General features: G+C 67.5%; 16 protein-coding genes. 12 read left to right on the forward strand and 4 right to left on the reverse strand.

Annotation, left to right across the window (positions count from 1 at the left end; genetic code table 11):
• Window positions 1-156 precede the first annotated feature (156 nt).
• Window positions 157-2,322 carry a TonB-dependent receptor gene (locus GGR73_RS18280; protein ID WP_184458212.1) on the reverse strand — a complete coding sequence of 722 codons (2,166 nt, stop codon included), beginning with the start codon at window positions 2,320-2,322 and terminating at the stop codon, window positions 157-159.
• A 32-nt stretch (window positions 2,323-2,354) separates the two neighbouring features.
• Window positions 2,355-3,515, reverse strand: coding sequence for a phosphotransferase (locus tag GGR73_RS18285; RefSeq protein WP_184458214.1), 1,161 nt, complete (start codon window positions 3,513-3,515; stop codon window positions 2,355-2,357).
• Window positions 3,516-3,870: 355 nt separating this feature from the next.
• Between GGR73_RS18285 and GGR73_RS18290 the strand changes: the two genes are divergently transcribed.
• The 12 genes from GGR73_RS18290 to GGR73_RS18345 all read left to right on the forward strand — a co-directional run bounded on the left by GGR73_RS18290 (window position 3,871) and on the right by GGR73_RS18345 (window position 22,856).
• Complete coding sequence (locus GGR73_RS18290; protein ID WP_184458216.1) at window positions 3,871-4,710, forward strand: glycosyltransferase family 2 protein; 840 nt, start codon at window positions 3,871-3,873, stop codon at window positions 4,708-4,710.
• 129 nt (window positions 4,711-4,839) lie between these two features.
• Entirely contained in the window at window positions 4,840-5,862 is a 1,023-nt protein-coding gene (locus tag GGR73_RS18295) for a hypothetical protein (protein WP_184458217.1), read from the forward strand.
• Between the two features lie 13 nt (window positions 5,863-5,875).
• Window positions 5,876-7,783 (forward strand): glycosyltransferase family 2 protein, encoded by a 1,908-nt coding sequence (locus tag GGR73_RS18300; protein WP_024939104.1) that lies wholly within the window; start codon window positions 5,876-5,878, stop codon window positions 7,781-7,783.
• Window positions 7,784-7,832: 49 nt separating this feature from the next.
• Window positions 7,833-9,116 carry a hypothetical protein gene (locus GGR73_RS18305; RefSeq protein WP_184429086.1) on the forward strand — a complete coding sequence of 428 codons (1,284 nt, stop codon included), beginning with the start codon at window positions 7,833-7,835 and terminating at the stop codon, window positions 9,114-9,116.
• On the forward strand, window positions 9,098-10,066 hold the full coding sequence (locus tag GGR73_RS18310) for a glycoside hydrolase family 113 (RefSeq protein ID WP_126966652.1): 969 nt from the start codon (window positions 9,098-9,100) through the stop codon (window positions 10,064-10,066). Before GGR73_RS18305 ends, GGR73_RS18310 begins: the two co-directional genes overlap by 19 nt.
• Window positions 10,067-10,222: 156 nt before the next feature.
• Entirely contained in the window at window positions 10,223-11,419 is a 1,197-nt protein-coding gene (gene pncB, locus GGR73_RS18315; RefSeq protein WP_126966653.1) for a nicotinate phosphoribosyltransferase, read from the forward strand.
• 175 nt (window positions 11,420-11,594) lie between these two features.
• On the forward strand, window positions 11,595-12,050 hold the full coding sequence (gene bcsD, locus GGR73_RS18320) for a cellulose biosynthesis protein BcsD (RefSeq protein WP_104567975.1): 456 nt from the start codon (window positions 11,595-11,597) through the stop codon (window positions 12,048-12,050).
• A gap of 28 nt (window positions 12,051-12,078) precedes the next feature.
• A complete protein-coding gene (locus tag GGR73_RS18325) occupies window positions 12,079-12,564 on the forward strand; it encodes a hypothetical protein (protein WP_102580766.1) in 486 nt (161 codons plus the stop codon).
• 92 nt (window positions 12,565-12,656) lie between these two features.
• Entirely contained in the window at window positions 12,657-14,801 is a 2,145-nt protein-coding gene (gene bcsA / locus GGR73_RS18330; RefSeq protein ID WP_184458219.1) for a UDP-forming cellulose synthase catalytic subunit, read from the forward strand.
• Window positions 14,802-14,845: 44 nt separating this feature from the next.
• Window positions 14,846-17,161, forward strand: coding sequence for a cellulose biosynthesis cyclic di-GMP-binding regulatory protein BcsB (gene bcsB / locus GGR73_RS18335; RefSeq protein WP_184458221.1), 2,316 nt, complete (start codon window positions 14,846-14,848; stop codon window positions 17,159-17,161).
• Complete coding sequence (bcsZ, locus tag GGR73_RS18340; RefSeq protein WP_243849256.1) at window positions 17,158-18,339, forward strand: cellulose synthase complex periplasmic endoglucanase BcsZ; 1,182 nt, start codon at window positions 17,158-17,160, stop codon at window positions 18,337-18,339. Before bcsB ends, bcsZ begins: the two co-directional genes overlap by 4 nt.
• Window positions 18,321-22,856, forward strand: a complete 4,536-nt coding sequence (locus tag GGR73_RS18345; RefSeq protein WP_184458222.1) for a cellulose biosynthesis protein BcsC — start codon at window positions 18,321-18,323, stop codon at window positions 22,854-22,856. The genes bcsZ and GGR73_RS18345 overlap by 19 nt, the downstream gene beginning before the upstream one ends.
• 238 nt (window positions 22,857-23,094) lie before the next feature.
• Here GGR73_RS18345 and GGR73_RS18350 read toward each other — a convergent pair whose 3' ends face one another.
• Window positions 23,095-24,753 (reverse strand): PA domain-containing protein, encoded by a 1,659-nt coding sequence (locus GGR73_RS18350; protein WP_046344304.1) that lies wholly within the window; start codon window positions 24,751-24,753, stop codon window positions 23,095-23,097.
• The gene (locus tag GGR73_RS18355) at window positions 24,746-25,159 is read right to left on the reverse strand and encodes a post-PEP-CTERM-1 domain-containing protein (protein WP_024940595.1); all 414 of its coding nucleotides are present in this window, start codon (window positions 25,157-25,159) and stop codon (window positions 24,746-24,748) included. Before GGR73_RS18355 ends, GGR73_RS18350 begins: the two co-directional genes overlap by 8 nt.
• Window positions 25,160-25,741: the final 582 nt, after the last annotated feature.

Below are 25,741 nucleotides of genomic sequence, written 5' to 3' on the forward strand. Positions count from 1 at the left end.
TGGGACGCAGAACAGTTCAACGTGAGCGTGCGAGCAGGCCGAGCGCGTTCACCGCCTGCAGCCGATACCGGCAGCGCACTCGGCCCGCGCGGCACCGCTGTCGCGTAACTTGTGCAGCTCACACGTCAGCGGATCGCATGGCCGCATCGGCTGCGTTTAGAAGTCCACCTGCACGGTCAGACGTGCCGTGCGCGGCGCGCCCGGGAACAGATAGGCGTCACCCTGGTATTCGCCGCTATCGCGCCAGTACCGCTTGTCGAACACGTTGTCCACGTTCAGGCGCCAGGTGGTGGCCAGCCCGCCCAGCGCGGTGGCGTAACGCGCGCCCAGGTTGGCCACGGTGTAGGCCGGCACGCTGGCGTTGCCGAGCCGGTCGGCGAACTTGCGCCCGCTGTATTGCACGCCTGCCAGCAGCGCCAGGCCATCGATGCCGGGCACGCTGTAATCGGCCTGCAGGCTGGCGCGCAGCTTGGGCACGTTGATGGCCTGATGGCCTTCGTACTCGGCAATGTCGGTGTCTTCGGCACGGGCGCGGATGGCGGCAACGCTGGCGAACACGCGCAATTGCTCGGTGGCCGCGCCATCGGCCGACAACTCCAGGCCACGGTTGTGCAGGCGGCCCTGTTGCACATAGCGCAGGCCACCATCGGCCTGCGGCTGGGTGAACTGGTAGGCCTGGCGGATGTCGAACAGCGCCGCGCCCAGGCGCAGGCCGTCGAAATCGAATTTTGCGCCGGTCTCCAGCTGGTACGCATTGGTCGGCGGCAGGATCTCATCGGCGTTGTCGGCAAACCACGGGGCGGTGCCGCCGGCGGCCAGGCTCTTGGCGTAGCTGGCGTACAGCGATACCTGCTGCTGCGGTTTGAACAGCAGCGCGGCCTGCGGCAGCAGCGTGTCCTTGCGCGTGCGTCGCTCCAGCACGCCATCGCGGTCGAAGCTGCGCTCGTCCAGGCGCACGTAACGCGCGCCCAGCGACAGCTCCCATTGCGACCCAAGACCGATCCGGTCGGCCAATACCAACGCGCGTTGACGGCTGTCCAGGCGGCGTTGCTTCGGGTCCAGCGCGACGTCGGTCTGTGCAAACACCTCCGGGTCGCGGTCGATGCTGCCGCTGCCGACGAATTCGTTGACCGAACCGAAGCGATCGATGGTGCGGCGTAGCCAGTCGCCGCCGATGCTCAGGCGGTGATCCAGCGCGCCGGTGAGCACACGGCCTTCCAGCGTGGCGCGCAGTTGATCGTGCACGCGGGTGTCGTCGGGGCTGCGATAGTCGTAGACGTCGTACTCGCCTTGCGCGCTGAAGAAATTCGGGGTGACGCTGTCGGCGCAACTGGCCGCGCCATAACAGCCCCAGGCGAACGCGGAGAAATCGTTGATCACCGAGCGGCTGCGTGATGCTTCAGCGGTGGCGCGCCAGTTGTCGTTGAACTGGTAGGCGTAGCGCAGCTGCGCATTGAGCGAATCCATCTCCACCGGCCGCGACCACGGCTGGTAGCCGAGCAGGCGATGCACATTGATGTCGCGCGGTACCTGCGTGCCACCGAGCAATTGGTAGCCGGGCACCGAGCGTTGCTGCCGATGCTGATACTCCACATCCAGCTGCAGCAGCGACTGCGGGCTGATCTTCCAGTCGCCGGCCAGCGACAGGAAATTGCGATAACCGTCGGCGTGGTCGACATAGCTGTTGATGTCTTCGCGCGCGGCGTTGACGCGCAGGCCCAGGCTGCGCTCGGCGCCGAACCAGTCGCCCAGGTCGGCGGCGACATAGCGCGAGCCCTGCTCGTCGGTGCCCAGGGTCACGCTGCGCACGTGCTCGGGCCGCTTGGTGCGGTAGTCGATCAGTCCGGCCGGTTCGTTGACACCCGATTGCAGCCCGGCCAGGCCCTTGAGGATCTGTACCTGCTGCTTGTTTTCCAGTGCAATGGATTGCTCGCCCACCGCGCTCAGGCCGTTGATGCGGTAACTGTTGGCGGCGTTGAGCGAATAGCCACGCACGACGAAATTCTCGTAGTAGCCGATCGGGGCGTAGGCGTCGCCGGCGGAGGCATCCGCGCGCAATACCTCGCTGAGCACGCGTGCCTGACGGTCGAGCAATTGCTGGCGATCGATCACCGCGATCGAGGCCGGCGCATCCAGCAGCCGCGTGGCACCGAAGCCGGTCAAGGCCGTGCTGGCGTCGGCGCGCTCGCCACGCACGTTGACCGCATCCAGTTCGACCGCCTCGGCACCGGGTTGTTGCTGCGCGAGGGCAGGCGTGGCGATGCACAGCGCAAGTGCAAGCGCGAGCGGGCGGCGGTGGTGAAGAGGGGCGGGCAGGTGCATGCGCAGGGCTCGAAAAGGAGAAGGAAAAACGCTCATGGCAACCGACGCGCGCGCGCGTGCAGGTGATTGAGCAGATGCTGGCCATCGGCGCTGGCAAACCAGTCCGCATGGCCGAGCAGGTAACGGTGATAGGCGATGTCGGCGTTGTCGGCCGAGCGGGTGATGCCGGCGAAGTATTCGATCTCGCTCAGGGCGAAATCCGCATGCACGATCGGCAGCAAGGCGGCCAGCTGCCGCAGCTGCGCGGCGCCCAGTGCGCAGTACCGGGCGTAGCCGTCCAGCAAGGCGTCGAGCTGCTCCAGCTGCGGCTGCGCGCGCTGTCCCGCATCCAGGTTCAACCATGGAATCAGGTTGCGTTCGATCGCCGTGGCCAGGTCGAACATTGCAAAGCTGCGGTCGCACAGGCCGAAGTCGAACACCGCGCTGACCTCGACGTCGCCATCGTCGTGTGTGCGCCACAGCAGGTTGGAGGCATGCCAGTCGCCATGCGTCCACAGCGGCGGCAGCGCGCCAGGCGCCGACAGCACCGACCAGGCCCGGGCGTGCCAGGGCAACAGGTGGTCGGTCAGGTCGCGGCGCCAGGGCCGGTCCTGAAAATCGGCGGCCAGGCCGGGGCGCGACAGCAAGGCCTGTTCCACCGCCCGGAGCGGGTCGGCCTGCGCGAACAGGGCCAGGTTGGCCACCAGTACGCTGCTGCGGCGTGGCGGCGCATCGAATCCCTGCGCTGCCAGATGCAGGCGTGCCAGCGCGGCACCTGCCGCCGCCGCATGCGGGACGCTGATAAAGGGCGTCCACGACAGGGCATCCCGATACAGGTCCTGGCCGAGCCCGGCGCGCTGCACTTCGTAGACCCAGTCCGCATCGGCCAGGGCGGTGCGGCCAGCGGCATCGTGCAGCACCTCGACCACCGCTGCGCCGGCCCAGCGCAGATGCGCCATGAAGACGTGCTCTTCGCGCAACGCGGCGACATTGCGCACGCTGCGGTGATGTCGCTTGACGATGAGCGTGCCGCTGGCGGTGTCCACGCAGGCGGCGGCGGAAAACGGGCGGGCGCTATGCCAGCGAATCAGTTCGCTACCGACGGGAGCGGAAAAGTGCTGCAGCACGCGACGGATTTCGTCGGCGGTCAACACCGGCCAGTCCGGCAGCGCCAGCTCCAGGCTCATGCCATGCACCTGATGCGAGGTGCTCATGCGCCCGGCTCCGGCAATGCGGTGCGGGTTAGTGGTATAGACCAGTCGATCGGTGCCGAAGCGGCGGACCCGGCGCGCGCGCCGGCGACAACACGGACGGCGCTGCCAGGCCGTCGTTGCGGCGCGCCCGCCATCAGGCGGTTGCACTGCAGGGAATGAAAAGGCAGCGCAACACCGAAAGGTCGCTGGCCGTCATCTCGACACTAAAAATGTGGGGCGCGCCGTGGGCGGCGCCTGCGCAAAACCGCTGGGCGGTTCCGGGCGCGCAGTATGCCTGTTGCCGCTGCCAGCCGCCATGTCGGCGCTGGCAGACGCACGATGGCGTTGCGCCACCCCGGCACCGGATAATGGCCGGATGACTCCCGTCCAGATTGCCGCCGTCGTCGTCACCTATCAGAGCAGCAGCACCATCGATGCGTGCCTGTCGCGGCTGCGCGCGGCCGAGGGCATCAGCGAGATCCGGGTGGTCGACAACGCCTCCAGCGACGACACCCTGGAGGTCGTGCAGCGGCATGCGCTGGCCGATGCGCGGCTGCACTTCATCGCCAATCCGGACAACCCGGGTTTTGCGAGCGCCTGCAACCAGGGCGCGCGCGACTCGCAGGCGCCCTGGCTGGTGTTCATCAACCCGGACCTGATGGTCGAGCGCGACACCTTGGCGCAGCTGTGCGCACGCGCGGCCGGCCATGCGGCGGTGCTGTTGGGCGTGGAGCAGGTGGACGAGGACGGGCAGCCGGATGCCGCCGTGCGCCGTCGCGATCCGGATTTTGCCGCCATGCTGCGCGCACCGCGCGCTGCCGCCCAGCTGGCGGTGCCGGCCGATCCCGCTGCGCCCCTGCAGGTGGTGGACGCCATCTCCGGTGCCTTGATGCTGATGCAACGCAGCCTGTTCGACCGGCTGGACGGCTGGGACGGCGCCTACCGCCTGCATGCCGAAGACCTGGACCTGTGCCGGCGGGCACGCCAGGCCGGTGCGCTGGTGGCGGTGGCCAACGATCTGCGGGTCGTGCATGTGCGTGGCGTGTCCAGTCGTTCGCGGCCGTTCTTTGTCGAATGGCATAAGCACCGCGGCCTGTGGCGCTATTTCCGCAAGTTCGAGGCGGGTCATCGGGGGCTGCTCACCCGGCTGGGCGTATGGCTGGCGATCTGGACCCATGCCGTCGCCCAGGTACCGAAATTGTTGCGAAAGAGATGAGTTCGCTCGCGTTAAATTTGTGATAAATCAGTGATGGGTGGCGGGACTTATGTGTGATACGTTTCGCCTCGAAGTGTGATCAATCACTAGCTTCCTGTCCCTTCCGGGTCCCCCATCAGGAATCGTGCAATGTCTTTACAGAACGACCCGCAATTGCGGGGACGTCAGCCGTGCGCCGCCGCGCTGCAGTCCAGTCCGGTTGTCTCGCCCTCTTCTCTTGATTCCATCGCGCGCCGCGCGCCGGTAGCTGCGCTGTCGGCGCTTGCGCTGAGCTGCCTGATGGCGGCCTTGCCGGACACGGCCGTGGCAGGCGCCTGGACCCAGCCGCAGGGCGACACCCTGGTGATCGTCAAGGCGCTGCATAGCGATGGCACCGGCTGGTTCGACGATGCCCACCACCGTGGCGATTTCGGCAACAACGGACGTAGCCGCCAGGACCAGCTCAATGTCTACGTCGAGCATGGCCTGAGCGACAAGCTGAGCTTTATCGGCAATTTCTATTTCACCGAAGTCGGTTTCAACAACGACGAACCGGTGAACGGTGCGCCCGGACGGGCACGCCGCAGCACCACCGGCTTTGCCGATCAGGAGATCGGCCTGCGCTACGCACTGCCAGGTGCGGCCGACGATGTCTGGCGTAGCTCGGTGCAGGCCCTGGTCAGCATCCCGGCCTATGGCCGTAGCAAGACCTATCACCCGAACAATCCTGGGCGCGACCCCGCGCTCGGCCTTGGCGACTACGGTCTGGAGCTGCGTTACAGCCGCGGCCGTGGTTACACGCTGGGCGGGCGCAACGGCTACGTCGATCTGGGTGGCGCGGTGCGTCTGCGCGGCAGTGCCGCTTCCGACGAAGTGCGGGTGGACGCGTCCACCGGCCTGAGCCTGACCCCGAGCTGGTTGCTGCTTGGCGAAGTCAACGTGATCCAGGGCCTGGGTAACGGGCGTAACGACGCGTTTGTCGTTGGCTCGACACCTGGCGATTCCGGCTTTGTCGCCACCGGCACCAACTACGACCTCACCAAGCTGCAGCTGTCCACGCTGTACACCGCGCCGGGCGGCAGCCAGTGGCAGGTGGGATATCAGCAGCCAGTGATGGGCCGCAACACCGGCGCCGCAGGTGGGCCATTCGTGGCCGCCTGGTGGCGGTTCTAAGGACGCCACGACAATGACGGTCACCTGCGAAATGGACGCGCTGGGACGAGCACCGGACATCGGCCGCGAACGCGGTCTGTTGGGTCGCGCGCTGGTCACGGCAGGCGTCATCACCGACGAACAGCTGCGCTCGGCGCTGGCGTTGCAGCAACGCTGGAACTCGCGCCTGGGCGATGTGATCCTGGCCCAGCGCGGCGTGCCGGCGCAGCGGTTCTACGCCATCGTTGCCGCGCACTTCGGCCTCGAGTTCATCGATCTGGTGCAGCAGCCGCCGGATCCGGAACTGCTCACCCCGGGCGATCTGGAAAGTTACGCGCAGCGCCTGCTGCTGCCGTGGCGTCGCGAAGACGGTGTGCTGGTGCTGGCCGTGGCCGATCCCGACCCGGCGGTGTTTGCCTGGGCGCGCGCGCACTACGGCGAGGACGTGCGTTTTGTCGGCACCGCCAAGTTCGACATCATCTGGAGCCTGCAGCGTTACGCCGACGAGCAGCTCACCGACAACGCGCTGAACCTGCTCGCATCGCATGCGCCGACGTACTCGGCGCGCCAGGTGGTGACGCGCGGACAGAAGTTCACGCTGTGGGCGATCGCCGCGGTGATGGTGATCGCGATGGTGCTGTTCCCGGTGCCGGCCCTGATCACCGTCAACGTGCTGGTGGCGCTGGGCTTTCTGGCGACCTTCGGACTGAAGCTGTTGCTGGTGTGGTTCGGCTCGCGCCACCGTATCGACATCAAGGTCACCGAGGACGAAGTGGCCGCGCTGCGCGACGACGACCTGCCGGTCTATACCGTGCTGGTGCCGATGTACAAGGAGCCGGAAGTCCTGCCGATCCTGGCCAACGCGCTGCGCAAGCTGGATTACCCGATCAGCAAGCTCGACGTGAAGCTGGTGCTGGAGGCGGACGATTTCGACACCATCGAGGCCGCCAAGAAACTCGGCCTGGAGGCGTTCTTCGAAATCATCCGGGTGCCGCCGTCGCAGCCCAAGACCAAGCCCAAGGCCTGCAACTACGCGCTGCATTTTGCGCGCGGCGAGCTGCTCACCATCTACGACGCCGAAGACAAGCCCGAGCCGGATCAGCTCAAGCGCGTGGTGGCTGCGTTCCGCAAGGCCGACAAGGATGTGGCGTGCATCCAGGCGCGGCTGAACTACTACAACGCCGACGAGAACTGGCTGACGCGGATGTTCACGCTGGAGTACACGCTCTGGTTCGACTTCTACCTGCCGGCGCTGGAATACCTGCGCATCCCGATTCCGTTGGGCGGTACCTCCAACCACTTCCGTCTGGATGTGTTGCGCCAGGTGCGCGCCTGGGACCCGTATAACGTCACCGAAGACGCCGACTTGGGCGTGCGGCTGATCCAGAACGGCTACCGCGTCAACGTGGTCAACTCCACCACGTTCGAAGAAGCCAACGTCAGCATTCCCAACTGGATCCGGCAGCGCTCGCGCTGGCTCAAGGGCTACATGCAGACCTGGCTGGTGCACATGCGCGACCCGGTGCACCTGTATCGCAGCACCGGGTTCAAGGGCTTCTGGGGTTTCCAGTTCTTCATTGGCGGCGGCTTCTTCACCGCGTTGGGCGTGCCGGTGCTGTGGGCGCTGTATGTGGTCTGGGCAGTCACCGGGACAACCGCGTTCGAGCGCTTCTTCCCGCCGTGGCTGGCGACCGTGTCGTTGGTCAATCTGCTGTTGGCCAATGCGTTCTTCATCTACATCACGCTGGTGGCTGCGTTCAAGCGCGACTACTTCAAGCTGGCGCCCTACGCGCTGACCGTGCCCTTTTACTGGGTGCTGCAGTCGATCGCCGCGTACAAGGGTCTCTGGCAGCTGATCCACAATCCGTTCTATTGGGAGAAGACCACTCATGGCATCAGCAAGCATTCGGAAAACGAGCGCCGCGCCGCACTCGAAGAGTGAGTCGGCGGTCCCGCGCCGTCACAGCGGGCTGCCGGCGTTTCTGGTTGCCGTGGTGGCCCTGTCGCTGCTGAGCCAGCCGCTGCTGCTGCAGTCGGTCGGCTCCGCCACACCGGCAATCGCACCAGCAGCCGGCTTGCCGGCAACCGGTCTGTTGTCGTGGGCGATCAATCTGGGGCTGGACAGCTGGAACCTGCCGTTCCAGGTCTGGCCGTTCCTGGCGGTTGCCGCCAACGCGTTGTTCCTGTCGCTGCTGTGGCGCGATCTGGCCGGCGTGTTCGGGCGCGGCTGGGCCAGTGGTTTGACCGTGCTGGTGGGCTGCAATCCGCTGTTCCTGCTGCCGATCGCCGCAGGCGGAAGCCAGGCGGTGGGTCTGCTGGCGTTCTACGGCTTGTGCCGCACCTTGCGCCGCCTGCAGACGCCGGTGGAGGCCTTCACCTATCTGCGCATCGCCGGCTGGTTGTGCATCCTGCTGTGCCTGGATCTGCAGACACTGGCGCTGTCGACGATGGTGGCACCGTGGCTGCTCCTGGTGATGCCGCCGCAGATGCTGCGCAAGGCGCCGGGTTCGTTCTATCTGGTGTGCTATCTGCCGTTCGCGTTTCTGGTCGGCATGTGGGCCTACGTCAATCTGACCGTGTTCAACGCCCCGTGGCCGACGCTGTCCAGCATCGGGCAGGGCGCGCATCCGCTGCCGTTGCCGCTGGCCGAGCATGCGCAAGGCTGGTCGCCGGCCGTGCGTTGGGGCGTGGCGGCGGTGGTCTGCTTCCCGGTGCTGGCGTTGCTGGCCCGTAGCCGCAGCAGTGCGCTCACGCGCGGCGTGCTGGCCAGTGCCGGCACCGTGATCTGTGCGGCGGCACTGTCATTCGCCTTCGGCTGGGCCGGGTTCGACGCCTTGCTGCTGCTGTGGGTGCCGGCAGCGTTGCTGCTGCGCGCGCTGCATGCCGATCAGCGCAGTCAGGCCGCCGGCCTGCTGTTGCTGGGCCTGATCGGTGCGGCCTGGGTACAGCCGCAGGGCTGGGGCAGCTGGATGCGTGCGGCGCCTGCCGATGCGCAGTCCTTGCTGCAGGGCGAGGCGGTGGTCGTGAGCGCGCCGGTGTCGTTGCCGACCGGCGCGGCGACGCCGGCGATGGACGCCGTGCAGGCGCAGCCCACCGTGGCGACTGTCGCGGACGTGGCCGCGCCCACGCAGCCCGCGTCCGGCGTCAGCGCGCCCGCCACTGCTGCAATCGTGCAGCCGGACAAGAACACTGCGGTCATCGGTGCAATGGACTGCGCGCACACCACGACCGCGTCCACCACCAAGGCATCCGCCGCATGTTCAAACGCGTTCTGAGTACCGCGTTTCTGGTCGGGGCGTGCATGCTGGTCAATGGCTGCAACGCCGATGCATCGACGTGGATGGGCGCCAACGTCAAGGTCTCGGCCAATGCGCCGTGGGAGAGCGAGGCGGCGGGACAGTCGCTGGATGCGCTGGCCAAGACCGGCGCCAGCAAGGCCTTGCTGGTCGCGTTTGTGTGGCAAGCCAACCCGCAGGCGAACGATCCGGTGCTGGGCAGCGACAGCAGCGTGGAGGCCATGCGCGCGGCGTTGCGGCAGAGCCACCACGCCGGCCTGCAGGCCACGCTCAAGGTGCATGTGTGGATTCCCGGGCATTGGGCCGGCGACACCGCGCCCACCGACCAGGCAGCCTGGTTTGCCGCGTATCAGAACGCGTTGCTGCCGTTGGCCAAGCTGGCCGAAGACGAGCATGCCGAAGCGTTGGTGATCGGCACCGAACTGCGCAAGCTGCAGGACGCGCCGCAGTGGCCCGGTCTGGTGGCGGAAGTGCGCAAGGTCTACCACGGCAAGCTGCTGTATGTGGCCGACGGCATGGAGCACGCCGAAAGCTTCCGTTACTGGTCCTTGTTCGATGCGGTGGGCACCAGCCTGTATCCGCGGCTGTCCGAAGCGGCTGCCGCGCGCACGGCCGAGATGGATGCCGCCGCGCAGCGCCTGCAGCAACTGGGCCAGCGCGTGGGCAAGCCGGTGTGGGTGGCGGAGCTGGGGCTGCGTTCTGCACGCGGTAGCCTGGCCGCGCCCTGGGAGAGCCCGGAGCAACGCGCCGCTGCAGTGGACACCCGCCTGCAGCTGCAGGTGTTGCAGCAGTGGCGCAAGGTGCTGCAGGCGCACGGCGTGGAAGGTATCGCGCTGTGGTGCTGGTACACCGACCCCAAGGCCGGCGGCCCGGGCGACAGCGACTTCACCGTGCAGGGCAAACCAGCGCAGCAGGTGCTGGCGCGCTGAGCGATGGCGCCTGGCACTCTCCAAGAGAACGCCAGGCGCAATTGCCGAGGTGACTTGCCGGGGCGAAGCGCACTGCCGCCGCGCAGCGCATCGCCTCTCGGACGCATCGGCGGCTTGCACGCAGCGCGATCGCCGCTGCGGGCATAATCCGGCGGCATGATCATCCATTCGCTGCTCGACACCGACCTGTATAAATTCACCATGATGCAGGCGGTGCTGCATCAGCATCCGGCCGCGCAGGTCGACTACCGCTTCAAGTGCCGCACGCCCGGCGTGGATCTGGCCCAGTTCATCGACGAAATCTCGCGCGAGATCGATGCGCTGTGCCGGCTGCGGCTGCGCGAGGACGAGGTGGCCTATCTGCGTGGCCTGCGCTTCATCAAGCCGGACTTCGCCGACTTCCTGGCGCTGTTCCATCTGGACCGCAAGTATCTGCAGCTGTCGGCATCGACCACCCATCCGGGCGAGATCGAGCTGACCATCCGCGGCCCGTGGCTGCACACCATCCTGTTCGAAGTGCCGTTGCTGGCGATCATCAACGAGGTGTGGTTCCGCAACACCTCCGAGCCGGATTACGAAGAAGGCCGTCGCCGCCTGCGCGAGAAGGTGAGCAGCCTGCGCAGCATGCCGGCCGGCTGCAAGATCGCCGATTACGGCACCCGGCGGCGCTATTCGCGGCACTGGCACGGCGAGTTGCTGCCGTTGCTGCGCGATGGCCTGGGCGAGCAGTTCGTCGGCACCAGCAATGTGTATTTCGCCAAGCATTACGGCCTGACTCCGCTGGGCACGATGGCGCACGAGTATCTGCAGGCATTCCAGGCGTTGGGGCCGCGGCTGCGCGACTCGCAGGTGGCCGCGCTGGAATCGTGGGCGCGCGAGTACCGCGGCGATCTCGGCATCGCCCTGTCCGATGTGGTGGGGCTGGACGCGTTCCTGCGCGATTTTGATCTGTATTTCTGCAAGCTGTTCGACGGCATGCGGCATGATTCGGGCGACCCGTTCGAATGGGGCGAGCGCGTCATCGCCCACCTGCAGGCACACCGCATCGACCCCGCGACCAAAGTGCTGGTGTTCAGCGATGGCCTCAACATCGACAAGGTGATGCGGCTGTACGCGCACTTCCATACGCGCTGCCGGCTGGCGTTCGGGGTCGGCACCAGCCTCACCAACGACCTGGGGCCGACGCCGCTGCAGATCGTGATCAAGATGGTCCGCTGCAATGGGCAGCCGGTGGCAAAGCTCAGTGACTCGCCGGGCAAGAGCATGTGCGAGGACGCCGGCTACCTGCGCTATCTGCGCGATGTATTCGGCCTGCCGCCGATACCGGAAGCGGGTGACCACGCGCGGCAGTGACTGACGTGTAGCGGCAGCGTGTGCCGGGGCTTGGCGGCCCTGTCAGGGAATGGCCAAAAAAAATGCGATGCAGCGCTCAATTGGCCGCATGGGTTCGTTAACATTGGCATCACGCGTACTTCACGTTTGATGCACGCGACGTTGACGGACGGCTTCCTCCCCACGCGATGCCCGTATGACTGCACCCGACCCATTGTCGCTGTACCGCGCGCGCAGCTGCTCCCGGCAGTGGCTGGGCTTTGTGCGTGCGATGGCCGCCGAGTTCGGCGCCGAGTTGCCCGAGGACGATCTGGCCCCGTTGATGGCGCGCATCGGCCGGCGCTTCGCGCGCGAGCACCGGCTGGCGCACTGCACGACCCTGGACGAGATGCAGCAGGCCGCCAACGCCGTGTGGGAGCGCTGTGATTGGGGCCAGTGCGCGATGCACGACCACGCCGACCACGTGCGGATCCAGCACGCCAGCGCGCCGTTGAGCGTGGCACTGGATGGTGCGGCATGGAGCGATGGGTTCCTGCAGGGCGTGTACGAAGGGTGGTTCCAGCAACTGGGGATGCTGGCAGGCCTGGCGGTGCAGACCGCGCCAGGCGACAGCGTCGATCTGCGCAACCTCGTGTTGCTGCGGACGGCATGAACGGCTGAAGTCGGGCAAGGGGAGTGTGATGGCACCGAAGAACAACAAGGCAGCATCCGGGCATGACGATGTGTCCGGCCTGTTCGCGCGCTTGGGGACGCCGGCGAGCGCGGGCTATCAGGATTTCGCCCACACCCAGCTGCCGCCGCGCAGGCCGGAAGTGACGCAAACGCCGGTCCCGGCAGCGGTCGAACAGGCCCCCGCTGCGGCGGACGCCGTGCAGACACCAGCGCCGCTGCTGGCGCCTGCCGCATCGGTGCCGAGCGTTTCGATCGCCATGCAGGCAGTGCCGGCGGCGCACCGGTCCGTGCCTGCCGAAGAGACGGCAGGCCCGCCGCTCGATGCGCTCGCGCCGCTGCGCAAATTGCGCCAGCTCGACGAGCCCGCAGCGCCTGCAGCGCAGCCCGGCGAGCGCCAGGCGCAGACGCCGTTGGAGCGCTTGTTTCAGCGGCTGTTGCAGGCCGATGCGCCCAGCGCGACGCAAAGCCCGCTGCAGCGACTGCGCTCGCGTTGATCAGCACCACCGCGTGACCTTCGGCAAGCGCCGCTGCGCTCGCCCGTTTCGCCTCGTTTTGCCGCACGCCGCCACACTTGAAGGATTATCTGATGACTGCTGCCAGCCGCCGTTCCGGATCACCGCTGCCCATGCTGGCGACCTGGGCGCTGTGGTTGTTGGGCGGCTTGCTGCTGGTGTTCGTGGTTGCCGTGCCGATGGATGTCACCCAGCAACTGGTGTTCTCCGGGGTGCTGTTCGCCGTTGCGCTGGCGGTGCGCAAGCGCGGCGGGCGGGTGGTGATCCTGACGATGATGGGCATGTCGCTGGCGGTGTCGTGCCGCTACATCTGGTGGCGCACGACCCAGACCATGGGCGTGGGCAGCGCGGTGGATTTCATCCTGGGCCTGGGCCTGCTGGGCGCGGAGCTGTATGCGTTCGTGATCCTGGTGCTGGGCTATTTCCAGGTGTTGTGGCCGCTCGATCGCAAGCCGGTGCCGTTGCCGGCCGACCAAGCCTTGTGGCCGAGCGTGGACGTGTTCATTCCCACCTACAACGAGCCATTGTCGGTGGTGCGCACCACCGTGCTGGCGGCCAGCGTGATCGATTGGCCGGCCGGCAAGATCACCATCCATCTGCTCGATGACGGCCGCCGCGACGCGTTCCGCGACTTCTGTGCCGAGGTCGGCATCAACTACGTCACCCGCACCAACAACGTGCACGCCAAGGCCGGCAACATCAATGCCGCGCTGAAGAAGTGCAGCGGCGAGTACGTGGCGATCTTCGATTGCGACCACATTCCCACCCGCAGTTTCCTGCAGGTGGCGATGGGCTGGTTCCTGCGCGACACCAGGCTGGCCCTGGTGCAGATGCCGCACTATTTCTTCTCGCCCGACCCGTTCGAACGCAACCTGGGCACGCATGGCAAGGTGCCCAACGAAGGCGAGCTGTTTTACGGCCTGCTACAGGATGGCAACGACCAGTGGAATGCGACCTTCTTCTGCGGTTCCTGCGCGGTGATCAAGCGCAGCGCGCTGGAAGAGGTCGGCGGGGTGGCTGTGGAAACCGTCACCGAGGACGCCCACACTGCGCTCAAATTGCAGCGTCGCGGTTATCGCACCGCCTATCTGGCGGTGCCGCAGGCTGCAGGCCTGGCCACCGAAAGCCTGTCCGGCCATGTGGCGCAGCGCATCCGCTGGGCGCGCGGCATGGCGCAGATCGCGCGCATCGACAATCCGCTGCTGGGGCGCGGGCTCAGGCTCTCGCAGCGGCTGTGCTACCTCAACGCGATGCTGCACTTCTTCTACGGCTTGCCGCGCATCATCTACCTCACTGCGCCGCTGGCCTATCTGTTCTTCGGCGCGCACGTGATCCAGGCCTCGGCGTTGATGATCCTGGCCTATGCGTTGCCGCACATCCTGCAGGCCAATCTGACCAACCTGCGGGTGCAGAGCCGCTTCCGCCATCTGCTGTGGAACGAGGTCTACGAGACCACGCTGGCCTGGTACATCTTCCGTCCCACCCTGGTCGCGCTGCTCAACCCCAAGCTGGGCAAGTTCAATGTCACGCCCAAGGGCGGGCTGGTGGCGCGCAGTTATTTCGATGCGCAAATCGCCAAGCCATACCTGTTCCTGCTGTTGCTCAACCTGGCCGGTGTGGCTGCCGGCGTGCTGCGCCTGATCTATGTCGGCGGCAGCGGCGAGCAGCAGACGATCTGGTTCAACCTGGCCTGGACGCTCTACAACATGGTGCTGCTGGGCGCCACTATCGCCACGGCCAGCGAAACCCGCCAGGTGCGTAGCGCCCATCGCGTGCCGCTGGATGTCCCGGTCAATCTGTATCTGCCCGATGGCAGCGTGCTGCCCAGTCGCTCGCTGAATTTTTCCACCGGCGGCATGGCGATCAGGCTCGCCCAGCCGCAGCCGATCGAGCCGGGGTTGCCGGTGCAAATCGGCCTGAGTCACCGCGGCGTGGAGCAGACCTTGCCGGCGGTGGTGCGGCAGGACCGCGACGGCCAGGTCAGCGTGCAGTTCACCGCGATGTCGATGGAACAGGAGCGTTGGCTGGTGGCCTCGACCTTTGCGCGCGCCGACATCTGGCTGTCGCAATGGGGCCAGCACGACCGCGATGCGTTCTGGCGCTCGCTGGGTCAGGTGCTGGCCGCCAGCGCGCGCGGCTTTGGACGCCTGGGCGGACATATCGCACTCAGTGCGCGACAGGGCTTCCGCCCGGCGCGCGCGCTGGATCTGGAGTCGTGAGCGTGACGCCTGCCGTTTCCCTTTTCCCTGCCAAGAAGCAACCGATGCGAATGTCCCCGGCCGTGTTGACCTGTGTGCTCACCCTGCTGACCGGCCTGGCGCAGGCGCAGCAGGCCGTGCCGGCAACGGCGACGACCACGCCGACCGGGCAGGCCGGCACCGCCGCGAGCGCGCCGCCCGCACCGGCACCGATGCCGGCCGGCAGCACCCGCACCTCCAGCTTGCGCGAGCTCGGCATCGACTACGAGATCACCTTGCGCGGCGTGCAGGGCAGTGCCGGCGTGCCCTTCAGCGTGCGCAGCGACGAGATCGTCACCGCCGCCACGCTCAACCTCAAATACAGCTATTCGCCCGCGCTGTTGCCGGACCTGTCGCATCTGAAGGTCACCATCAATGGCGTCACCGTGGGCACCTTGTCCGCCGACAAGGCCAATGCCGGCAAGCTGCTCTCGGCCGATCTGCCGATCGACCCGCGGCTGGTCACCGATTACAACCAGCTCAACCTGCAGTTGATCGGCCATTACACGCGCGAGTGCGAAGACCCCGACCACAGCAGCCTGTGGGCGAATGTGGACGCGGCCACCAGCCTGTCGCTGACCACCACGCCGCTGGCGCTGGCCAATAACCTGGCGTTGTTGCCGGTGCCGTTCTTCGATGTGCGCGACACGCGCCGGCTGGAATTGCCGTTCTACTTTCCGCAGCGCCCGGACAACGCCACGCTGCAGGCGGCCGGCGTGGTGGCCTCGTGGTTCGGCACCCTGGCCGGCTACCGCGGCGCGGTGTTCCCGGCCTCGACCGAAGCGCTGCCGGCCACCGGCAACGCAGTGGTGTTCGCCACGCCCAGCACGCTGCCGGAGCAGTTCGCCACCGCCGACAGTGGCGTGGCCGATATCCGTGGCCCGACCGTGGCAGTGGTGGTCAACCCGACCGATCCCAACGGCAAGCTGCTGCTGGTGCTCGGCCGCAACAGCGAAGACCTGCAACGCGCGGCCACCGCGCTGGCCTTGCGCGCGCCGTTGACCGGGGCGGTCGCCCGCATCGGCGAGATCAGCGCGCCGGCGCCGCGTCAGCCGTACGACGCGCCCAAGTGGGTGTCCAGCCAGCATCCGGTGCGCTTCGGCGATCTGGTGACCCAGCCCGGCCAGCTCAATGTCAGCGGCTATCACCCGGACCTGATCCGGGTCGGCCTGCAGTTGCCGCCGGACCTGTTCGTGTGGGAGCGCGACGGCATTCCGGTCGCGCTGAAATACCGCTACACGGTGCCGGACGTGGAGAACAAGTCCGCGCTCAACGTCAGCATCAACGAGTCGTTCGTGACCACGCTGCCGCTGACCGGCCGCCCGTTCGCCGAGTCCACCCCGAGGCGCTGGTGGAACAGCCTGGGCGCGCGCGGCAGCATGCCGGTGCATCAGGATCTGACATTGCCGGTGGGTGCGTTCTCGGCCAACAGCCAGTTGCGCTTCCACTTCTTCTTCGATCGCCCGCAGGGCGAGCAGTGCAAGAACACCTTCCCGGATGTGTCCGGCGCCATCGACGCCGATTCCAGCATCGACCTGAGCGGTTTCCACCACTACATGGCGATGCCGAACCTGGCCGCGTTCGCCAATGCCGGTTACCCCTTCACCCGCCTGGCTGATCTGTCCGAATCCACCATCGTGCTGCCCGACAATCCGGGCGACCAGGACCTGGGCAATGTGCTGACCCTGCTTGGACGCTTCGGCGCCTCCACCGGGTATCCGGCGCTGCATGCGCAGATCATTGGTGCCGGCGCGGTGCAGCAGCATGCCGACCGCGATCTGTTGCTGCTCGGCAGTGCGCAGTCGCAGCCGCTGTTCAAGCAATGGCGCGCACAGCTGCCGGTGGGCCAGGACGGGCAGGCGACCCGCTTTGCGCTGACCGATTGGGTGCTGGAAAAGCTGCCGGGCTTCCTGTCCTTCGACGCGCGCCGCACCGACCTGCCGACCACCGCGGAAATCGCCCTGCAACCGCAGCCGGACGACGTGCTGTTGATGGGCTTCGAATCGCCGTTGAAGTCCGGCCGCAGCGTGGTCGCGTTCCAGAGCGAAGACCCGGCCAACATGAGCCGGCTGTTCGATGCCTGGTTCGACCCGACCCTGCTCAAGGACTTCCAGGGCAGCGTGGTGTTGCTGCAGCAGAAAAAGGTCATCAGCCTGGTCGGCAACCAGACCTACTACGTCGGCCATCTGCCGCTCCCGACCTGGTTGCGCTGGTACTTCTCGCACCACCCGGTGTGGCTGGCGTTGACCGTGGTGCTGCTGGCGCTGTTGCTGGCGCTGGCCGCGCGCGTGCTGCTGCGCCGGCATGCCGCCGAGCGGCTCAACGAAGGCGGCAGCGCATGAGCGCGCACGACAGCGCCGCAGCGATGACACGCCGCAGCCTGCTACGCGCCGGTGCGCTGGCCGGCCTGGCTGCGCTGCTGCCCACGCGCGCAGCGGCGGCGGCTGGCCAATGCGGGCCGTGGCCGCTGTGGAATGCCTTCGTTGACAAGCACATCCAGCCCGACGGGCGGGTGGTGGATTTCCTCAATCCGGACCAGCGCTCGACCTCCGAAGGTCAGTCGTATGCGCTGTTCTTCGCCCTGGTCAACAACGACCAGGTGTTGTTCGAGAAGGTGCTGGGCTGGACCCGGCACAATCTGTGCGGCGGCCGCCCGGACCTGAATCTGCCGGCGTGGTTGTGGGGCCGCGATGGCAGCGGCAACTGGCGCGTGCTCGATGCCAATACCGCCAGCGATGGCGAGCTGTGGATTGCCTACGCGCTGCTGGAAGCCGGGCGGCTGTGGAGCCGGCCCGGTTACGGCAAGGCCGGCCAGCAGATCCTGCAACTGATGCGTCAACAGGAAGTAGTCACGTTGCCGGGCCTGGGCGCGATGTTGCTGCCCGGCCGCACCGGCTTTGCCGAGAAGCAGCGCTGGACGCTCAATCCCAGCTACCTGCCGATCCAGGTGCTGCGGCGCTGCGCCAACGCCGACCCCAAGGGACCGTGGGCGGCGATCGCCAGCAATGCCGCACGCGTGTTGCGCGAGAGCGCGCCGGTGGGCTTTGCGCCGGACTGGACGGTGTGGGATGGCGAGCGCTTCAGCCCCGATCCGAAGCGCGGCAACGTCGGCAGCTATGACGCGATCCGCGTGTATCTGTGGGCCGGCATGCTCGATGCCGGCGAGCCGCTGCGCAGCGGCTTGCTGCGCGACCTGTCCGGCCCGGCCGACCTGCTCGCCGCACAGACCCCGTTTGCGGAAAAGATCGACACCGCGCGCGGCGTGGGCAGCGGCGCATTGCCGGTCGGGTTTTCTGCCGCGCTGCTGCCCTACCTGAGTGCGATGGGCCAGCCCGCGCTGCTCAAGGCGCAGGCGCAGCGCATTCCCGCCGCCGCACAAGCGGCAGCCGCTGCGCTGCCGTACTTCGAACGCACGCTGGCCCTGTTCGGACAGGGCTGGCTTGAGAACCGCTACCGCTTTGCCGCAGACGGGCGCCTGCTGCCCGCCTGGAGAACGCCTGCATGCTCCGCAAAAAACTGACCCCGCTGTACCTCGTCGGCATGATCGACCTGTGCCTGCTCGCCTTGCCGGTGCAGGCGCAGACCAGCGCCACCCAGCAACTGGTCGGGCAGGGCAATTACTGGCACGACCAGGGCCGCGACGATCTGGCCGCCGACACCTGGCGCAAGCTGCTCGGCGTCGATCCGGATCAGCCCGACGCCTTGCTCGGCCTGGCGCAGATCGATCTGGCGCAGGGCCGTCAATCCGAAGCACGCAAGCGCCTGCAGCAACTCGACGCCGCACACCCGCAATCGCCGCAGGCACAGCGCCTGCGCGTGGCGATCGGCGCCCGTGGCAGCAGCGCTGCCGGCGAAGATCCGAACCTGCGCAACGCACGCCGCGCCGCCGCGGCCGGGCGCTATGTCGAAGCCGCGCGCAATTACGAAGCGCTGTTCGCCGGCAAGCCGCCGCCGCCGGCGTTGGCGCTGGAGTACTACCAGTCGCTGGCCGGTACTCCCACCGGCTGGGAGCGTGCGCGTGACGGCCTGCAACGCCTGCAATCCAGCGAACCGGGCAACCCGTCCGTGCAACTGGCGCTGGCGCAGGTGCTGAGTTACCGCGAACCCACCCGCCGCGACGGCATCGCGCAGCTGCGCACGCTGGCGCAACGCGCCGATGTCGGCGGGCCGGCGCGCACCAGCTGGCGCCAGGCGCTGCTGTGGCTCAACGCCGGCATGGCCGATGCGCCGCTGTACCAGGCATTCCTGGCCGGCACCCCGGCCGATGCGGAAGTCACCGCCAAACTCGGCCAGCTGCGCGGACAACGCAGCGCGGCCACCGCCGCGCCGGCCGACCCCAATGGCGTGCTGCTGGGCGAAGGCTTCCGTGCGCTGGGCGCCAACAATCTGGGCGCTGCCGAACAACGCTTCACGCAGGTGTTGCGCGCACGTGCGCGTGATCCGGAAGCGCTCGGCGGCCTGGGCTCGGTGCGCCTGCGTCAGCAGCGCTTTGCCGAAGCGCAGGAGCTGCTGCGCCCGGCCGCGGCGAATAACGGCAAATGGAAAGGTGCGCTGGATAGCGCGCGCTACTGGCTGCAGCTGCAGCAGGCCGAGGCCGCACGCACACGTGGCGATCTGGCACAGGCGCGCCAGCTAGTGGAGCAGGCGGTGCAACTGCTGCCCAACGAGCCGGCCGCGCAGGTGGCGCTGGGCGGCCTGCAGGCCGCCAGCGACCCGGCCGCCGCCGAGGCCAGCTACCGCAAGGCGCTGTCGCACGATGCCGACAATGCCGGCGCGCTGCAGGGCCTGGTCGGTTTGTACAGCCGCCAGGGCCGCATGCAGGAAGCCAGCGACTTGTTCAATCGCCTGCCTGCCGCAGAACGTGCCAAAGCCGGTGGGCAAGCCCTGCTGCGTTCCAACGTGCAGCGCGCCCGTGCCCGCCAGGCGCTGGAAGCCGGCGATGCGGTCAGCGCGCAGACCGAGCTGGAAGCGGCGATGGTCGAGCGCCCGGGCGATGCCTGGATCCGTCTGGATCTGGCCCGCCTGTACCAACAGGCCGGCCGCCCCGACCAGGCCCGCAGCGTGATGGATGGCCTGCTCGCCGTGCATGGCGACCAACCCGAAGCGCTGCAGGCCAACGCCTTGCTGGCGCAGGAAAGCGGCGACTGGCAGGGCGCCTACGACAGCCTGGAGCGCATTCCGGTCGCCTCGCGCACGCCGGAGATGACCCAGCTGCGCACCACCGCCTGGATCGAACTGCAGGCGCGTCAGGCACGGTTGCTGGTGGAGCAGGGCAGGCCGGGCGACGCGCAGCAGTTGCTGGTGCGCACCGAAACCGCGCTGGGCAATCAGCTCGACGACCCGCAGTTGCTGGCCGCACTGGCCGGCGCGCATGCCGATGCCGGCAACGCCCCGCGCGCGCTGACCCTGGCCCAGCGCCTGGTCACCGGCGCCACGGTGCGCAGCGAAGATCGCCTGCAATATGCCGGCGTGCTGCTGCGCGCGCATCAGGACGCCGAACTGTCGGCGGTGCTTCGCCAGTTGCAGGCCACCACCCTGACCCCGGAACAACTGCGCCGTTATCAACGCCTGCGCAGCGCCTACACACTGCGCCAGGTGGATGCGCTGCGCGAACTCGGCAACCTGGAAAGCGCCTACGACGCGCTGTCGCCGATCCTGGCCCAGCAGCCGGACAGCGGCGATGCGCAGGCCGCGCTCGCGCGGCTGTATGCCGCCTCCGGCGACCAGCATCAGGCGCTGGCGATCTACCAGCAGATCCTGCAGCGTCATCCCGACGACCTGGACACGCTCACTGCCGCCGCCAACAGTGCGGCCGCGCAGTCGGACCTGCGCAATGCCGAGCATTACCTGCAACGCGCGCTGGCGCAGGCACCGGAGTCGCCGGAGGTGCTGGCCGCGGCCGGCCGCGTGTATCGCAGCGCCGGCAAGAACCGCAAGGCCGAGCAGTATTTCCGTGCCTCGCTGGCCGCGCAGCAGCGTCAGGCCGGGCAACTGGACAATGGCCTGCCGTCTGCGCGTGGTCCGTCCGCAGTCGCGTCCTCCAGCCGCCCGCTCAATCCGTTTTCCGGCATGACCGGCGGCATGCCGCGCTCGCCGGCGGTGTTGTCCGAGCGCATGGATGCCGGTAGCGCCTATGGCGACGTGGCGGTTGCACCGGTGGCAGCGTCGCCGGGCTCTGCACGATTCGCCACTGTCGCACCGATTGGTGCGTCTGCCGACAATGGTGGCGATACGTTGCCGCCGCCGGTCAGCGCCGGCGCTGCGCCCGCCATGCTGCCGGTCTCCAGCGGCCGCATGCGCGGTTCGTCGCGCGGCGACGGGCTGCTTGCCGCGCGCGCGGTTGCGCCGATCGCCGCGGACGCCGGTCCACGTCTGACCAAGCCCGCCGCACAGGCGTTGCCGCCGCTCGGCAGCGGCAACGGCGTGCTCGACGAGTTGCGTGCGGTGCAGTCGGAAAACAGCGACAACCTCGCCGGCGGCGCGTTGTACCGCTCGCGCGATGGCGAAGATGGTCTGGGCCGCCTGGACGATATCCAAATGCCGGTCCAGGCCGAATTCGCTGTCGGCGACGGCAAGCTTGGCGTCACCCTGACGCCGACCATCGTCGATGCCGGCACGCTGACCACCGATTACGTCACCGCTAGCCGCTTCGGCAGCGGCCCGCAGACCGCCATCAACGATGCGCTGGCGGCCGATCGCGGCCCGATCGATACGCTGGTCAGCTCGTCGATGTACCAGTTGCTCGCCACCGAAGGCGACACCGCCGCCACGCGTGAGCGCCTGCGTCGCTACGCCTTGAACACCGGTCTGTTCAACGAACTGCTGGTCGAGAACAACAACAGCAATGCCGCCGCCGTGGCGGCGCTGGCCAACGAACCGTTGCCGGCCTACCTGCTCGGCATCAACGCCTCCAACACGCCGATCGCCCAACTGGCGCGCGACATCCTCGGCAACGCTGCGCTCAGCGAACAGCTGGCCGCCGGCGATGCGGCCGCGTTGCGCGCGCTGGCCGGCAGCACCGCCGCCGCACAACAGACCCCGACCGGGTTGGCCGCCACGCTCAACACCATGGCCGCCACCGGCAACGGCGCGCGCCGGCTCAGCCAGGACGACACCGGAGTGGGCGTTAGTGTGCGCTATCGCAATGGCGGGTTCAGTGCCGACATCGGCAGCACCCCGATCGGCTTCCAGGAACAGAACCTCATCGGCGGCGTCGGCTATCGCGGCGAGCTTGGCGATGCGGTGAGCTGGTCGGCCGAAGCCTCGCGGCGCGCGGTCACCGACAGCGTGCTGTCGTTCGCCGGCGCGCAGGATGCCCGCAGCGGCCGCGAATGGGGCGGGGTGACCAGCAATGGCGTGTCGTTGTCGGCCACTGCCGACAATGGACTGCTGGGCGGTTATGCCAATCTTGCCGCGCACCGTCTGCTCGGCAACAACGTCGCCGACAACGACCAGCGCCAGCTCGACCTGGGCTTCTACGTGCATGCACTGGAAACCCGGCACCAGTCGCTGACGGCCGGCATCAATCTGACCGCCATGCAGTACGACAGGAACCTCAGCGGCTTCACCTATGGCCATGGCGGTTACTTCAGCCCGCAGGACTATGTGGACCTGGGTTTCCCGGTGCACTGGAGCGGCCGTAGCGCCGGTCAAACGGTCAACTGGAAGGTCGATGCCAGCATCGGCGTACAGCACTTCAGCACCGACGCCTCGCCGTATTTCCCGACCGATCCGACTTTGCAGCAGGCCGCCTACGATGCCGCCTCGCTGGCGGCCTTGCTCGGGCTGGTCAACCGCTACACCGACCCGGTGTATGCGGGCGAAAGCCGCACCGGCGTGTCCTACAACCTCAGTGGCGCGGCCGAATGGCAGGTGGCGCCGCAGCTGTTCCTGGGCGGGCGCATGACCTTCAACAATGCGCGCGACTACAACCAGTTCAGCAGCAATCTCTATCTGCGGTTCGTGATGGATCGGCTGGGCGCGGCACTGGGTCGCGCACCACAGGTGCTGACCTCGCCATACGCTGCCGATCGTTGAGGACAAGGCAGACCGACCGCGCGGCCATCGGGCCGTGGCGGTTGGTCTGCGCTGTGGTGGGTGTCTCTGGCCGGCGTTTTGCTGCGCGCTGTACACGCTTGCTGACGCGCGCGCGCCCCTCGGTGGGGCATGGGCATCGCCGCGTGTGGCGCAGCGCGAACAGTGTGAGCACGGATAAACGAACGGCGCCTCCCGGCGCCGTTCGCATTGCATCGATTAACGCAGACTGCGCCTGTTGTTACGGGCGCACCTTGGTGGCACAGACAAACACCGCTGCCTGTTGAATGCGGCTGATCGCACCCTGGTTCTGCAACTCGCGTGCGTGCTCGTCCATGCAGGTCAGATACCCCAGACGGTTGCCGGCATTCTGCGACTTGCACAGGCTATTTTCGGCCGAGATGTTGGCGCCGGGAATCAGCCCGCCGGTCTCCAGCGTCGGCACCAGCGTATTGCAGTTGCCCAGCTTGGCCAGCCCGCGATTGAGCGTCCAACCGATATCGGCAAACAGCGCCGGGGTCAGGTCGATGTTCAGATGCGCCTGCACTTCCGGCGTATCGAACGGTTCCATCAACGCATTCGGCTGCAGGTCGGTATCGAAGTGCGAGAACGTCGACCCGCCGGCCACCACGCTGGGCGAATACAGCCGCGTGCGGCCCGCGGTATCGGTGCCCTGCAACAGCTCGGGGTCTTCGTACAACGCCGCCACCACTCCGGCGCTGCCCTTCAGCCGCGCGCCATCGGTCTGCGAGACCATGATCGCCGGGATGGTGATGTCGGTGATCGGCGGGGCGGCATTGCCCATCGTCTGTACGCCGGCCGCGTTATTGGCCACGATCACGCCCACCGCACCGTTGAGCTGTGCGTTCTTGACCTTGATCGCGAACGCGCAGGTGCCACGGTCGATCAGCGCCACCTTGCCGGCCACCTCGGCCGCGTTGACGAACGGCGTTTCGCAACCATCGCTGGCCGATGCGGCAGCCACCCCGTCGTTGACCGTCACCACTGCGCGCGCCGGGAAATTGGCCGCCGTGGCCAGCGGCCCGAAGCTGGCAAAACCCACCTCGAACTTGCCCGCCGCGCTGGCCGGTGCGCTCACCTGCAACAGGGTGCGCGGATCCAGGATCAGCGCCGCCTCGCGGTTGACGCGCGTGCCGGCCCACACCGTACGCCCCGGCGTGCGCATCGCTTCGGCACGCAGCGCGTTGGTCATGGCCGGATCGTCGAAGCGCTTGTTCTGCACGTTGTCGAAGGCCTGCGCGGTGTAGACGTCGGTCAGGCCGCTGCCCGAGCCGAGCACGCCGGTGGTCTTGTTGAGGAAGCCCGCCGCACCCAGACCGTGGCCGATCTCGTGCATCACCACGTTGAGGAAGTTGATCTGGCCTTCGGGCGTCTTGCCGTCCAGGCCCAGGTACCAGCCCGAGCCGGCCAGGCAGTCGGGCTTGCCCAGATCGCCGTTGAATTGCGAGAACACGTCGGCCGGATCGCTGGGATCGGGGACCAGATCCTGCCCGGCGATCGCGTCGCCCAGCGCGGACGGATACAGCGTATTGGGCTTGGAACCGGGGAAGTCGTTGACGATCCAGTTCGGGCCGGCCTGGCCCAGCGTGCCGCCGGTGGCGGTACAGGTCAGCCGCGCGAACGAGGCATACACCTTGATCTCGACGTTGCTCTGCAGCACCGCGCCCCACAGGTCCATCGCGTACTGGTAGGCGATGCGACGCTGCTCGCCGACCGAGCGCCCCGGATTGCCGCCCAAGGGCGCTGCGCTGGTGGGATCGTTCAAGCCGACGCTGGTGCCGGCATCGCCATTGATCAGCGTGACATTGGCGGCGCTTGCATGCAGCGGCGCGATGGCCGCAGCCACCGCCAGGGACAACAGCAACAAGGGCTTATTCATGCGGCAGCGCTCCGTGCTCGGCGTGGGCGGGTTGGGTGTCGGCGTCTTCGCTGTGCTCGATGACGATGCGGCCATCGGCCTGACGGGTCGCCATCAGCGAGCTCATCTGCGTGGCCGGCAACTTGCGCGCCACGGTGCCGTTGGGCAGGCGTCGCTCGGTCGCGCGTGCGGCCGATTCGGTCTGCGGAACCGCGGTGCGGGCAGCGCTGCTGCGGGCAGCCGACGCGGCCTGCTGATCCAGCGCCGCGCTCTCGGCGTCGGTCAGCGGGCGCAGCTTGCCGGTGACGGGATCGATACCCACCTTGGAACTGCTGGTTGCAGCCTCTTGCGCCACGGCCAGGGCCGGTAGGCAGACGACACACAACACACCGGACAGCATCCATCCGGGCTTACGAAAGCTCATCATCGTTGGGGTTTCCTTGAGTCCAACAGGGAAAAGGGACGCCGTGCAGACACCGGCATCGGGGGAATCCTTCCGTTTCAGTCTGTTCATGACTGAATCATGAATCCGTGATGTGTGTCAATCTTTTGACATATTGGCCGCTGAATGCGAAGCGAGAGCCTGAAACGGTCATCGCGGCAGTTGCGTTGGGGAAATTTCCCGGGATTGCAGCGGCAGCTGGCCCCAGATCGGCCAGATTTTTGACACGAACCAACCGGGCCGGAAGCCTCCCCGGCCCATGGTCTCGACTGACAATTCACGGCAGCCAAGATCTGGACGACTTATTCCCTTCTCCCCCCGAGAGAAGGTGCCCCGAAGGGGCGGATGAGGATACGAGCGAAGCCAGGTGGAGGTTGAGGGCAGGGTGCGAGTACGCCTGAGCTTCGCCCCGTACCCTCACCCCAACCCCTCTCCCGAGGGGAGAGGGGCTGTAGTCCGACCCGGCCAGTGGCCCGGCCTACGCAAGTAGCGCGGTCGTACCAATGCGCGCAAGCCATGCGTTGGCGGCCTGCTGGGAGATGCTTATGCCCGGCATCGGCGCGGGCT

The organism is Xanthomonas sp. F14 (assembly GCF_014199865.1).

Coding starts and splice junctions, on each gene's coding strand:
- GGR73_RS18280 (WP_184458212.1), bottom strand. CDS start 2,322: ATGCACCTGCCCGCCCCTCTTCACCACCGCCGCCCGCTCGCGCTTGCA.
- GGR73_RS18285 (WP_184458214.1), bottom strand. CDS start 3,515: ATGAGCACCTCGCATCAGGTGCATGGCATGAGCCTGGAGCTGGCGCTG.
- GGR73_RS18290 (WP_184458216.1), top strand. CDS start 3,871: ATGACTCCCGTCCAGATTGCCGCCGTCGTCGTCACCTATCAGAGCAGC.
- GGR73_RS18295 (WP_184458217.1), top strand. CDS start 4,840: ATGTCTTTACAGAACGACCCGCAATTGCGGGGACGTCAGCCGTGCGCC.
- GGR73_RS18300 (WP_024939104.1), top strand. CDS start 5,876: ATGACGGTCACCTGCGAAATGGACGCGCTGGGACGAGCACCGGACATC.
- GGR73_RS18310 (WP_126966652.1), top strand. CDS start 9,098: ATGTTCAAACGCGTTCTGAGTACCGCGTTTCTGGTCGGGGCGTGCATG.
- pncB (WP_126966653.1), top strand. CDS start 10,223: ATGATCATCCATTCGCTGCTCGACACCGACCTGTATAAATTCACCATG.
- bcsD (WP_104567975.1), top strand. CDS start 11,595: ATGACTGCACCCGACCCATTGTCGCTGTACCGCGCGCGCAGCTGCTCC.
- GGR73_RS18325 (WP_102580766.1), top strand. CDS start 12,079: ATGGCACCGAAGAACAACAAGGCAGCATCCGGGCATGACGATGTGTCC.
- bcsA (WP_184458219.1), top strand. CDS start 12,657: ATGACTGCTGCCAGCCGCCGTTCCGGATCACCGCTGCCCATGCTGGCG.
- bcsB (WP_184458221.1), top strand. CDS start 14,846: ATGCGAATGTCCCCGGCCGTGTTGACCTGTGTGCTCACCCTGCTGACC.
- bcsZ (WP_243849256.1), top strand. CDS start 17,158: ATGAGCGCGCACGACAGCGCCGCAGCGATGACACGCCGCAGCCTGCTA.
- GGR73_RS18345 (WP_184458222.1), top strand. CDS start 18,321: ATGCTCCGCAAAAAACTGACCCCGCTGTACCTCGTCGGCATGATCGAC.
- GGR73_RS18350 (WP_046344304.1), bottom strand. CDS start 24,753: ATGAATAAGCCCTTGTTGCTGTTGTCCCTGGCGGTGGCTGCGGCCATC.
- GGR73_RS18355 (WP_024940595.1), bottom strand. CDS start 25,159: ATGATGAGCTTTCGTAAGCCCGGATGGATGCTGTCCGGTGTGTTGTGT.